Origin of the sequence: Exiguobacterium sp. s138, assembly GCF_018618775.1 — a bacterium.
Taxonomy (GTDB): Bacteria; Bacillota; Bacilli; order Exiguobacteriales; family Exiguobacteriaceae; genus Exiguobacterium_A; species Exiguobacterium_A artemiae.
Genome location: NZ_JACSMW010000003.1, coordinates 508,620 through 520,631 on the forward strand (window position 1 = coordinate 508,620; position 12,012 = coordinate 520,631).

The window sequence follows — 12,012 nt, forward strand, 5'->3', positions numbered from 1 at the left end:
TCTATAGTAATAAACTAAACAACCCTGTCTCCGATTTGGAAACAGGGTTGTTGGTCATTCACTTTAATTCTTACTCACCAAGTGATGCCTGGATGAAGTCATGGAACAAGGCTTGCGGACGTTCCGGACGCGAAATCAATTCCGGGTGGAACTGACAAGCGACGAACCATTTGTGTTCCGGGATTTCGATGATTTCAACGAGACGGCCATCCGGGCTCGTACCAGAGAAGATCATGCCGTTCGCTTCGAACTGTTCACGGAATTCGTTGCCGAACTCATAACGGTGACGGTGACGTTCGTAAACGAGTTCACTCGAATAAGCAGCACGCGCTTTTGAACCGTCTTCAAGCTTACACGGATACAGACCAAGACGAAGTGTTCCGCCGAGATCTTCGATGTCTTTTTGTTCCGGCAACAAATCGATGATCGGATACGGTGTCGCCGGATCGATTTCCGCCGAGTGGGCACCTTCAAGATTCAAGACGTTACGGGCGAACTCAACTGTCGCCAGTTGCATACCGAGGCAAATTCCGAAGAACGGGACGTTGTTTTCACGGGCAAAACGTGTCGCTTCGATTTTCCCTTCGATTCCACGTTCTCCGAATCCGCCCGGGACAAGGATTCCATTTGCTGAACCGAGTAATTCCTGAACGTTGTCACGCGTGACGTCTTCTGCATTGATCCAGTCGATTTCGATGTCGCTGTTAAAGGCGAAACCGGCGTGTTTCAAAGCTTCTGCAACCGAGATGTACGCATCACGGAGTTCGACATATTTCCCGACGAGAGCGATTTTTGTTTTCTTCTCGAGGTGTGTCACGGTGTGGACAAGTTGCTTCCAAGCAGTCATGTCAGCAGCCGGTGTATCGAATTTGAAGTAGTCACAGACGAGTTGGTCCATGCCTTGACGTTGCAGATTAAGCGGCACTTCGTAAAGTGTCGACGCATCTTTTGCTTCAATGACCGCTTCCGGACGTGTGTCACAGAAGAGGGCAATTTTATCTTTCATTTCTTGCGGTACATCATGTTCTGCACGAAGAACGATGATATCCGGCTGAATCCCGTAGCTGCGGAGTTCTTTAACACTGTGTTGTGTCGGTTTCGTCTTCAGCTCGCCTGCAGCGGCAAGATACGGAACGAGTGTACAGTGAACGTACATGACGTTTTCTTTCCCAATATCGTTTTTCACCTGACGAATGGCTTCGATGAACGGAAGCGATTCGATATCCCCTACTGTTCCACCAATCTCTGTGATGACGACATCTGCGCCCGTTTCTTTTCCGGCACGGAAGACACGGTCTTTGATTTCATTCGTGATGTGCGGAATGACCTGAACCGTTCCACCGTTGTAATCCCCGCGACGTTCTTTTTTCAGAACCGTCGAGTAGATCCGGCCGGATGTCACGTTTGCATTTTGGCTGAGGTTAATGTCGATGAACCGTTCGTAGTGACCAAGGTCAAGGTCCGTTTCAGCACCGTCATCCGTGACGAACACTTCGCCGTGCTGGTACGGGCTCATCGTTCCCGGGTCGATGTTGATGTACGGGTCGAATTTTTGGATCGTGACGTTCAGGCCACGGTTTTTCAAGAGACGAGCGAGTGATGCTGCCGTGATCCCTTTACCGAGCGAAGATACTACCCCACCGGTTACGAAAATATACTTTGTCATGATTAAATTGCTCCCTTCTCGAGTCCAGAAATCTGTCAGAGGTCGTTAAAAAATAAAAAAGCAAAAGTGCCCCCATTCACAGGAGACACTTTTGCTGAAATTAAGCACGTTGCTTAAAGAAGCCCATGACTAACTTACGTCATTCCGAAAACTTCGTCAAGCAGATTTTTTAAAGACAAAAATCACACGTACCTGTGTCAGCCGTCAACGAAAAAACTACCATTTTCATGTTCAAAAATGGCAGGTTGCGGTTGTTAAACTTCTTCGTCATCTTCCTCGAAATCTTCGAGGTCTTCTTCATCCAAATCGTCTTCGAGGTCATCAATGACCGCAACTTTTTTGAATGTATCTTCTTCGCTGTCATCTGCTGCATCATAATCAGCAGTTTTCGCGAATGTATCGAGATCATCTTCGATTGTCTCGAACTCATCTTCTTCTGCATCGTAGTTAAACTCTTCTTCGAACTCATCGAGTTCACCGCGTTGACGCGCTTCGATGACCAAGTCCTCGTCCGATTTATCGAACGGATACCATGCACGAAGCGACCAACGGTTAGCTCCGACGTTAACGAAGTTTCCGTCGATGTTCATGTCCGTATAAAGTTGGGCAAGTTTCTCGAACTTATCCTCTTCATTTTTAAACGTATGATATTTTTCGATTTCTTTTGTGATGTCATCGAAAGTAATAGGCTGTTCGCCCGCTTCTTGCAGCATTTCATTGACGAAGTTAATCAGTGAAAGATCAGTAATTTCTTCTTTACTTAAACGGCTGAGGCTCATTGTGACGGCCACTTCCTTTCATTTGCGTTCAATCCATTACTTCTCATTATACGCAAAAGGGCTTTTAAAAATCCAGTCTCTCGTAAAAAAAGATTCATCGAAAAAGAAAATTGGGTTTTTGAGGGGCCTGAAAAAGGAATAATCCAAGAGAAAAGAAGGAGGAATCACGGATGGATGTGACAATTGAACGGGTAAACGACTTTGATGGATACAACTGGCTTCCGTTGCTCGCTAAAAGTTCGCAGGAAGGATTCCAACTCGTCGAGCGAATGTTACGCAACCGCCGGGAGGAATCGTTTCAAGAAGACGGGGAAGCGATGTTCGTCGCCCTGTCGACAACCAATCAAGTCCTCGCGTGCGGCGGATATATGAAACAATCCGGTCAAGCCCGAACCGGCCGGATCCGTCATGTCTATGTCTTGCCGGAAGCCCGGTCACATGGAATCGGGACGGCATTGCTTGAAAAAATCATGTCTGAAGCCTTTTTGACGTATGACCGACTCGTCTTATACAGCGAACAGGCCGATCCGTTTTATCAAGGTCTCGGATTTCAACTCGTTTCCGGTGAAAAAATCACGCACACTTTGGATAAAACCGCTTTTGCCGACTCAAACCGATGAATTGACATATCGGAAAGTATCGATTAGATTGATGGCATGACACAACAAGTAGATCTTTTTAAAGCATTGTCGAACGAAGTCCGTCTCGACATCCTGCGCTGGCTCAAAGATCCGGAAACTCATTTCAACAAACCGGCAGCTCACTTGTCAACGAATCTCGCTGAAAAAGGAGGCGTCTGTGTCGGTGATATCCAGGAGAAGGCCAACCTGTCCCAATCCACGGTATCCCAGTACTTGGCGATGTTACAAAAAGTCGGATTGCTCGAATCCGAACGTCACGGCAAGTGGACGTATTACCGTCGAAATGAAGAAAAGATTAACGAGTTGGCAGAGTATCTAAAAGGAGAACTCTAAGGGGTTTTCCTTTGTTCATATATCGACAATTCTCGATATGTAGATTTGGAAAAGAAAGAAGGAACGGATTGTGAAATTCATTTATTACCTGTTGGCTTTACTTGCCGGGATTGCGCTCAGTATCGAAGGCGCCATCTACGGGGAGCTTGGTAACAGTATCGGTAAACTCGAAAGCAGCTTTTATAATTTCTTTGCCGGTACAATCATCATCGGCATCATCACCCTTTTCTTTGGAAAAGGTTCGCTTGGCTATACATTCAAAGCTCCGAAATGGACGTTGCTCGGCGGATTACTCGGAAGTATTTATTTGACGATCCTGATCATCAGCATCCCGCTCGTCGGTGTCGGTCTCGCCATGATCAGCGTCATCATCGGTCAGATGATCGCCAGCATGGTCATTGAACATAAAGGATGGCTCGGAAGTCCCCGCGTCGCCATTAACAAAGACAAATTAATCGCATCCGGCCTGATGGTCGTCGCGCTATTTTTGATTTTCTAAGAAGGAGGAAACTTGATGAATATCGCATTACTCGGCATGACACTGCTCGGAGGAATTCTCCTCAGTGCCCAGTCTTCCATCAACGGTGCCTTCGGTCAAAAAGCCGGCGCACTGGAAAGTACATTTTTAACTTTTTTCACCGGCATGCTCCTGCTTGCACTCGCCGTCCTCTTTTTCGGACAAGGAGATGTCCTGTTAATTCTTGATGCACCCCGGTGGCAGCTCAGTGCCGTCTGGTTCGGTGTCAGTTATCTGTTCCTGACCATTCTCTCCGTGCCGAAAATCGGGGTGACGGCAGCCAGTATCGCAACCGTCATCGGACAGTTGTCCGCCGGAATGGTGCTTGACCACTTCGGAACATTCGGCGGCGTCGAAGTCGCGTTTGATTTGAAACGTTTTGCCGGTCTGTTGTTTATGTTAGCCGCCTTGTTCTTTATTTACCGCGGGAACAAACGACGGGTCGAAGCGCCTGCTTCCGACTCGATGGCTTCTTGAGACCATACAAAAATAGGGCTGACTCAAAAGTCAGTCCCTACAAAAATAAGGGAATCACTCGTTTCACGCCACTCCTACAGGGAAAAGCGCATTTTGCGCTGTCAGAGACAAACAAGACCCGTTTCCCTGCCTAAACGAGGCAGGAAAACTGGCTTGTGTCTCGCCTGAGGAAAGGGCGTGAAAAGACGAGTGATTCTTTTTTGAGTCAGCCTCGTTTTTTCATCTGTTCATCCTTTTAAAAAAGTCAGGGCTTCCACCGCGAGCTGATGATCCGCTTCCTGCGATAAGCCCGATACGGTAATCGTTCCGATGACACCGACACCCGCGACCCGGACCGGAAATGATCCGCCGGCGTCGGCATAGTCGGCCGGATTGACCGCATACATCGTGTGGTAGGACCGGTTTTTACTTTCGTTATACAGTCGCATGTAGAGCGAGCTGTGTCCGTGACGGAGGACGACGTTCGATTTCCGCCGGATCCACTCTTCCTGATCCGGTGCCGTTCCGTCGAGTGCCGCATAAAACAGCCGTTGTCCGTTCCGTTTCAGCTCGACGGCGACGCTGAGTTGCTCCTCGATTGCCCGGTCGATGACATATCGTCCGGCACGCAGGGCATCGTGATTCGTAAACTGACGTAACGTCAGCGTTTCTTCCTGTACCAACAATTCCGTCAGATTCATTGCTCCCACTCCTTCCGGAAAATCTTCCGTCCCTTCTCGCTGCTCAAACGAACGGCTTCGATGATTTGCATCGTCTTGAGTGCATCCGTCAAATCGACCGGCACGTCACCCGTCTTCAAACCTTCGGCAAGTGCTTTGTAAAAACCAAGGTAATTCCCCGGAAGTGTCGCCAATCGTTCCGCCGGATGATCCGCAAGTTGCAGATATCCGTAATTCACGGCTTCCTCCTGACCAATTGCGGCATCAATTGTTTGTCCGGACGCAAGGCGCGTTTCCTGCGGATCCATTCCGTATTTGAGATAACTTCCGCGTGTCGCATGCAATTCAAACCGCGGCGTTGCCCCTTGGATAAAGGAATTGGACCGCAGGATGACGCGACGCTTTCCGTAAAATAACGTAATGTGGAATCCATCATCCGTCTCCGCTCCGTCGCGCTGGGATAAAACATCCCCGACGACTGCATCCGGTTCCCCGAACAAAGCGAGCGCCTGATCGATCAAGTGTGAACCGAGGTCAAATAAAATACCGGAACCCGGTCCTGCTTTTTCCCGCCAGCGATCCCGTACAACCGGACGATAGCGATCAAACCGTGATTCGAACAATTGCCAATCTCCGATTTCATTCATCTCGACCAACTGTTCGACCGTCAGGAAATCACCGTCGTAACGGCGGTTTTGATAGACGGCGACAGAGACGCCGTGTTGCATTGCGAGACGTTGCAGTTCGATTGCCTCTTCCATCGTCACGACGGCCGGTTTTTCGAGCAGGACATGTTTTTTAGCTTCGATGGCTTGTTTCGCCATCTCAAAATGTAAAGCTGTCGGTGTCGTAATGATGACAAGTTCCGTCTGTTCATCCTGTAAGGCCTCTTCGAGTGTTTCGATCACATCGGCTTCCGGGAAAACAGCCGCCACTTTATCGGCTTGGCTGGATACGACTTGCCGGACCGTATATTCGGGCAACGCTTGAATCAATGGGGCGTGAAACGTTACGGCTGAAAATCCGAATCCGACTAATGTCGTTTGAATCGTCGTCATGTTTGTTCCTCCTCTGCTGTTTCGAGCAAGATATGGGCTTCTTGCAGCCACTTTTGCCATTGTTCGGTCGGGTGTTCATCCGTAATCAGGACATCGATCTGATCAAGATCACAGACTTTGTGCAGAAAACGTTTCTCGAACTTCGTATGGTCCGCCAGTACGATCACTTCCGCGCTACTGCGGATCATCGCCTTTTTCACGATGGCTTCTTCCAGATTTTCAGCGAATACCCCCTGTTCCGTCAGTCCGCACGCTCCAAGAAATACACGGTCGACCTGATAGTTCAAAATATCATCCGCTGTCTTAATCCCGACTAAACTGTGTGCATGCCGGTCCCATTTTCCTCCGGTCACATACAGATCAATTTCCGGACGGGCCTCCAGTTGTTCGACGACAGCTAGTGCATTCGTAATGATTTGGATCGGTTGCGCCGGCAGATGAACCGTCATCCGGGCGACCGTCGAAGCTGCATCGAGGATGATTGTTTGGTCCGGCTGAACGTACCGGACGGCGTGTTTCGCAATCCGGTTCTTTTCCGGCTGTTCGGTCCGCCGGTCATACTGAACGGTCGTATTTGTCCCGACACGGATCAAACCGTTTTTGACCCGGATGATTTTCCCTTCCCGCTCGAGCTGAATCAAATCACGCCGGGCTGTGTCCCGGGAAATCCGGTACTCTTCCATCAGCTGATCAAGTGAAATTTCAGGTGTCGTCTTGATCCATTCGCGCATTTGTTGAAGTCGATCCTGTTGAGCCATCTTCCTTTTCCTCCTGCTCTTTTTCTTCATTTTAAGTTTTTACATTACATAATGCAATTTTTACTTAAAATAACTTCGCTCAATTCGGGTAAAGAATGGTATAGCCTGGAATTCAAGAGGAGGAATGACGCATGCGTACGATTTTCATTACCGGTGCTTCGTCCGGGATCGGTCTCGCGACGGCGACACGTTTTGCTGAAGAAGGATGGACGGTATATGCCGGAACCCGTGAACTGACTCCGGCACTGGAAAAAGCCGCCTTACCGCATTTGCATTTCCTTGAAGTCGATGTCACGGACCTGATGAGTTTAAAACAGGCCGTCTCCGTCATTGAGCAAGAAGTTGGTCATTTGAATGCTTTATTCTGCAACGCCGGACAAGGCTTGTTACGCGCACTCGGACAAGCGACGAGTTATGAAATCACTCAGCTGTTTGATATCAACGTGTTTGGTGTCATGCGGACGATTGAATGTTGTCTGCCGCTTTTAAAAGCCGCTCCGAACGGCAGTCATTTATTAGCCACCTCGAGCATCAGCGGACTTGTCGGTCAGCCGATGAACGAAATCTATTGTGCCAGCAAGTTTGCGCTTGAAGGACTGTTCGAAAGCTTAGCTACTTATTACAAACCGTTTTTCTCGATCGATGTCACGTTGATCGAACCGGCTGCCGTCGAGACGAACTTCACAGCAAGCGTCCTCGACCGTCTTGAGCAGACAGGCGGATTGCACGAAGATGATTTCAAACCGATCATCGAAAGTTATTTACGGACGTACCGCGTCCGGCACGCCGAGCGCCAGTCGCCGGAAACGATCGCCGAGTTGATCTTTAAACTCGTCCATGCCGATGAGAAGCCGTTGCGTGTCCGGACCGCTCCGGAAGACGAAGCCTTCGTCGCCCATAAAACGGCAAACGATCCGTCCGGTCTCGTCGGGACACTCAAAACCCGGCAACTGACACTAAATTTAGACTGATTCCCCTTTTGTTCAAAACATATCAGATTCGTCCTTTTCTTCTTTCTATAATGAAAGAAACACTTTAAATTCATTCAGAAGGACGGTTTTTCATGACTCCCTTATTTTTGTATACGGCCGTCTATTTGATTCCGACGTTCATCATGTTCTATATGGCCGTCGATATCCTGTTACGCAATCCAAAACGTTCGCAACACCGGCTGCTGAGTCTTTTTACTTTCGCCTACGGAATGTTGTTTCTCGGTGAATTTTTCCGAAACGCTGCGCCCGTCTCGATGAGTCCGGCTTTCGTGACGTATTGGTTTGGGAATGCCGGACTACTCGTCTTCAGTACATCGCTCCACTTTATCTTCCGTGTCTCGAATCTGTGGAAAAAGATGCCGCGGTTCCTTTACCCGGGCATCTTTTATGTACCAATGGTCATTGTTCTGATCACGTATGCCTTTCAGACGAACGTCATCAACAGTCAGCAATTTGAACGGATCGGCGCCTTCATCTATCCGGAGTTCAATGCCTCGTACTTAATCACGATGACTGTCGGGAACGTCTTCCATCTTCTCGTGATCGGTTTACTGTTTTATGCGCGGACCCAGTTGCGGGATGCGCGCCGGGGAATCATCAATGTCCTGTTGAGTGTTGCGCTCCTTGTTCTCGTCTGGGATATCGTCTTCGGATACAACTCGTTCTACGGTGTCATGCCGCCCTACGCCTATATGTACGGCGGACTGTTTTGGGCCGGTGCTCTGACGATCGCCATGCGCCGGTTCGATTATTTCGCCTCTTACCAGAAACGGTTTGCGACGCTGTACAATCTGAATCCTTCGGCGATTCTGTTGCTCGACCGTCACGGCCGAATCGAGAGTGCGAATCCCGCGGCTCATACATTGTTGAAAGAACACAAACTGTCCGGTCAGCCGTTCGCCGACTACCTGCCGGAGAAAAAACAACAGGGTTGGCTTCAGCATTATGAGGTCCACTTTGCTTCTCAACGTAAATTCAACGAATACGAAACAAAGGTCCTGACGCTCGAACAACAGGAACGGTATGTCGTCATGGACGCCGACTTTGTCTTCATCGAACAGGAGTTACACGGGATGTTGCTGATTCGGGATATCCAGTCCTTTAAGGAAGCCGAGCAGACGATCCGCTTTTTCGCCTATCATGACCCGTTAACGAAAATCCCCAACCGGCGTAACTTTTACGAACGGGCCGGGCAAGCCATTCTCGAGCAGGACAGTGTCACGGTCGTCGTCGTTGACCTCGACGGCTTTAAAAGCATCAACGATACGTACGGTCATCAAATCGGCGATGCCTTTTTGATTCACTTGGCTCAGCTGCTTGAACGGACCGTTAAGCCGCCCGGTTTCGCTGCCCGGGTCGGCGGCGATGAATTCTTTTTACTGTTGCCGAATCAGACACCGGACCAGTTGCACCGGTTCGCAGCTTCGCTCTTAGAGACCTTCCAGGACAATCCGTTTATACTCGCAGAAGAGTTGATCGAGATTCGAACGAGCATTGGACTGAGTTATTCACCCGATCACGGCATCAGCTTGGATACGTTGATTCATCATGCCGATCAGGCCATGTATCACATCAAATACAATGGTAAAAACGGATACCGGATTCATGATACACTCGAATCGATTCAACGACCGTCCGAAGGAGGCACACGATGATTTCCATGCTTGCGATTTTTTCACGATTATTTAAAGGATTACGCCATGCTTTTCAGTTATCCTACTTCCGCGGTCTATTGATCCTGTGCCTGTTGACGTTACTGTCCGGAACGATTTTTTACAGCACGCAAGAAAACTTAACCGTCGTCGACGCGCTGTATTTCTGTATCACGACGCTGAGCACGGTCGGGCATCCGACGTTCGCTCCCGTTACGACACTCGGCAAAGTCTTCACGATGGCCTATATTACGATCGGATGCGGTTTGTTCCTTACATTGATTGCTACACTCGCCTATGTCTTGATTAAGGAACAGGAAGACTGAAAGGAGATGCCTTCATGCGGCAAGCAGCCATTCAAAATAACTTCGACTGGTGTCGTCTGATTTGCGAGCTGAACGGATGTACCGTCACGGAAACAGAGGATCACTGGAAAGCGACCGGCGACGTCCCGCCGCTCTATCCGGAAATGATGGTCCGGGCGCATCAACAGCAACTCGATCTGACCGGTGTCAACAGTATCAAGGATTGCACCGCCAGCTATGATTTTTCACTTGCCGGTCTGACACACCTGTTCACGGCGGAATGGATTGTCCGTCCGCCGATTCTCGACCGGCGTGCGCTCCCGCCAGACTGGACTGTCGTGACGACTTCCGAGGAAGCAGCACGTTTCTTCGCCTTCATCGAGACGCACGACTTGCCGGATACGTTGTTCGAACGAACCGATGTCCGGCTGTTCTTTTCGGATGCGCAGCAGACCGGATTTATCGCCTATTCCAACGGTCAAACGACCGGACTGTCGCATTTGACGTCCGATTATCTCGATGAACGACTCTGGGATGATATCATCCGGCTCAGTTCGGCTCACTTCCCGGGACAGCCTCTCGTCGGCTATGAGTATGGCGATCAATTGATCACGGCACTTGAAGCCGGCTTCGATGATATTGGACCACTTGCCGTCTGGATCCGCTGAACCGAGAACTTCTTTTCTAAATGAAAGTCAAAAAAAGTATCGTTTTACCGGATCTCGACAGATTCGGCAGAACGATACTTTTTTGTGTTACATCAAACGGCTGATGAAGGCCGTCGCAATCCCGAAATAGACGAGCAGCGACAGGATATCGTTCAGCGTCGTGATGAGCGGGCCGGATGCGATGGCCGGGTCGATATTCAGACGGTGCAAGATCAATGGAATAATCGTTCCGGCTAATGTTCCAAAAATCAATGTAATGATCAGTGAACTGCCGACGACGAGACCAAGAATCGGATCCCCCTGCCAGACGTAGGCGATGATGGCAATCAAAATCCCACACGTCACACCAATGATCAGACCGACCCGTAATTCCCGAATGATCAGCCGCGTGACGACCCGTTTGTCGACTTCACGCGTAATCAGACCACGGACTACGACAGCCAGCGACTGCGTTCCGGTATTTCCCGTCATTCCGGCAATCATCGGCATGAAAAATGCCAACGCGACCACTTTGGATAACGTTTCTTCAAACTGACTGATAATCGATCCGGACACGAGTCCGATAAATAATAACAAAATCAACCACGGCAGACGCCGGGTTGCGGCCACCCACGGTTTCGTATCAAAATCAATCGATTTCCCGGACGCCGACAACTTTTCGATGTCTTCATTTGCTTCTTCCCGTAAGACGTCAAGGGCATCATCGACCGTAATCAATCCGACGAGGACATCCCCTTCGACGACCGGTAACGAGACCAGATCGTAGCGTTCAAACATCTTCGCGACGTCTTCCTGATCGGTCTCGGACGAGACGCTGATGACTTTCCGGTCCATGACGTCCGCAATCCGTTCGTCGTTACTTGCGAGGATTAAATCACGGTAGGAAATGACACCTACGAGCTGACTCAGTTGATTGACGACATAAACGTAATTGATCGTCTCCGAGTATTCGATGTAATCGCGCATCTTTTCAATCGTTTCGCCAACCGTCGACTCATCCGTCACCCAAATGAACCGGTTCGTCATCAGGCGTCCTGCCGTCTCGGCCGGATACGTCAATAAGTTGCGGACGACAAGTGCCTCATCCGGACGCATGCCGGATAATAAACGATCGACTTCATCGTCCGGCAGTTCTTCCAGGATGTCTGCCACATCATCATTTTCCATTAAATCCATGACGTGTCCCGCGTGATCGACATCTAAACGCCGTATGACCTCAAGCTGCTCATCGATCTCCAGTTCCTCAATGACGTCGGCCAACCGTTCATGATCCAGGTAACGGAGGAGCCGTTCCTGTTCCGTTTTTCCGAGTTTACCATACCAGTTCGCTAAGTCGTATGGATAGACTTCTTCGATTACCTGCTGTGCTTCTTCCCGTCGTTCTTTCACCAATGCTTCCAGTAACAGCAGCTTCCACTGCTGTTCCTCCGGCTGACTCATCCTCTCACCCCCACTTTTTCTCCTCTCCCATCTTAGCACGATGCTTTCAAAAAGAGCGATTGATGAA

Annotated in this window: 14 protein-coding genes; 8 read left to right on the top strand and 6 right to left on the bottom strand. The window is 49.5% G+C overall.

What is annotated here, in order from left to right:
• Positions 1-70 precede the first annotated feature (70 nt).
• Positions 71-1,666 (bottom strand): CTP synthase, encoded by a 1,596-nt coding sequence (locus KNP91_RS09720; RefSeq protein ID WP_012371598.1) that lies wholly within the window; start codon positions 1,664-1,666, stop codon positions 71-73.
• Between the two features lie 254 nt (positions 1,667-1,920).
• Positions 1,921-2,445 carry a DNA-directed RNA polymerase subunit delta gene (rpoE, locus tag KNP91_RS09725; protein WP_012371599.1) on the bottom strand — a complete coding sequence of 175 codons (525 nt, stop codon included), beginning with the start codon at positions 2,443-2,445 and terminating at the stop codon, positions 1,921-1,923.
• Between the two features lie 170 nt (positions 2,446-2,615).
• Between rpoE and KNP91_RS09730 the strand changes: the two genes are divergently transcribed.
• The 4 genes from KNP91_RS09730 to KNP91_RS09745 all read left to right on the top strand — a co-directional run bounded on the left by KNP91_RS09730 (position 2,616) and on the right by KNP91_RS09745 (position 4,413).
• A complete protein-coding gene (locus KNP91_RS09730; RefSeq protein ID WP_012371600.1) occupies positions 2,616-3,065 on the top strand; it encodes a GNAT family N-acetyltransferase in 450 nt (149 codons plus the stop codon).
• A gap of 36 nt (positions 3,066-3,101) precedes the next feature.
• Positions 3,102-3,419, top strand: a complete 318-nt coding sequence (locus tag KNP91_RS09735) for an ArsR/SmtB family transcription factor (protein ID WP_012371601.1) — start codon at positions 3,102-3,104, stop codon at positions 3,417-3,419.
• 70 nt (positions 3,420-3,489) lie between these two features.
• Positions 3,490-3,918, top strand: coding sequence for a DMT family transporter (locus KNP91_RS09740; protein ID WP_012371602.1), 429 nt, complete (start codon positions 3,490-3,492; stop codon positions 3,916-3,918).
• 15 nt (positions 3,919-3,933) lie between these two features.
• Positions 3,934-4,413, top strand: coding sequence for a DMT family transporter (locus tag KNP91_RS09745; protein WP_012371603.1), 480 nt, complete (start codon positions 3,934-3,936; stop codon positions 4,411-4,413).
• A 227-nt stretch (positions 4,414-4,640) separates the two neighbouring features.
• On the opposite strand, the gene KNP91_RS09750 is transcribed toward KNP91_RS09745, so the two are convergent.
• From KNP91_RS09750 to KNP91_RS09760, 3 genes are read right to left on the bottom strand one after another with little or no spacing between them, the layout of a single operon-like run.
• Entirely contained in the window at positions 4,641-5,093 is a 453-nt protein-coding gene (locus tag KNP91_RS09750) for a heme-degrading domain-containing protein (protein ID WP_214765445.1), read from the bottom strand.
• Complete coding sequence (locus tag KNP91_RS09755; protein WP_214765447.1) at positions 5,090-6,130, bottom strand: Gfo/Idh/MocA family oxidoreductase; 1,041 nt, start codon at positions 6,128-6,130, stop codon at positions 5,090-5,092. The genes KNP91_RS09750 and KNP91_RS09755 overlap by 4 nt, the downstream gene beginning before the upstream one ends.
• Complete coding sequence (locus tag KNP91_RS09760; RefSeq protein WP_214849905.1) at positions 6,127-6,888, bottom strand: DeoR/GlpR family DNA-binding transcription regulator; 762 nt, start codon at positions 6,886-6,888, stop codon at positions 6,127-6,129. The genes KNP91_RS09755 and KNP91_RS09760 overlap by 4 nt, the downstream gene beginning before the upstream one ends.
• A gap of 131 nt (positions 6,889-7,019) precedes the next feature.
• On the opposite strand from KNP91_RS09760, the gene KNP91_RS09765 reads away from it, so the two are divergent.
• The 4 genes from KNP91_RS09765 to KNP91_RS09780 all read left to right on the top strand — a co-directional run bounded on the left by KNP91_RS09765 (position 7,020) and on the right by KNP91_RS09780 (position 10,505).
• On the top strand, positions 7,020-7,859 hold the full coding sequence (locus tag KNP91_RS09765) for an SDR family NAD(P)-dependent oxidoreductase (protein WP_012371607.1): 840 nt from the start codon (positions 7,020-7,022) through the stop codon (positions 7,857-7,859).
• 92 nt (positions 7,860-7,951) lie between these two features.
• Positions 7,952-9,535 carry a sensor domain-containing diguanylate cyclase gene (locus tag KNP91_RS09770; RefSeq protein ID WP_214849907.1) on the top strand — a complete coding sequence of 528 codons (1,584 nt, stop codon included), beginning with the start codon at positions 7,952-7,954 and terminating at the stop codon, positions 9,533-9,535.
• Positions 9,532-9,858, top strand: a complete 327-nt coding sequence (locus tag KNP91_RS09775) for a potassium channel family protein (protein WP_014971462.1) — start codon at positions 9,532-9,534, stop codon at positions 9,856-9,858. Before KNP91_RS09770 ends, KNP91_RS09775 begins: the two co-directional genes overlap by 4 nt.
• A 14-nt stretch (positions 9,859-9,872) precedes the next feature.
• Positions 9,873-10,505 (top strand): hypothetical protein, encoded by a 633-nt coding sequence (locus tag KNP91_RS09780; protein ID WP_012371610.1) that lies wholly within the window; start codon positions 9,873-9,875, stop codon positions 10,503-10,505.
• 87 nt (positions 10,506-10,592) lie between these two features.
• Here the strand turns inward: KNP91_RS09780 and mgtE are convergent, their stop codons facing one another.
• The gene (mgtE, locus tag KNP91_RS09785) at positions 10,593-11,945 is read right to left on the bottom strand and encodes a magnesium transporter (RefSeq protein ID WP_214765455.1); all 1,353 of its coding nucleotides are present in this window, start codon (positions 11,943-11,945) and stop codon (positions 10,593-10,595) included.
• Positions 11,946-12,012 lie beyond the last annotated feature (67 nt).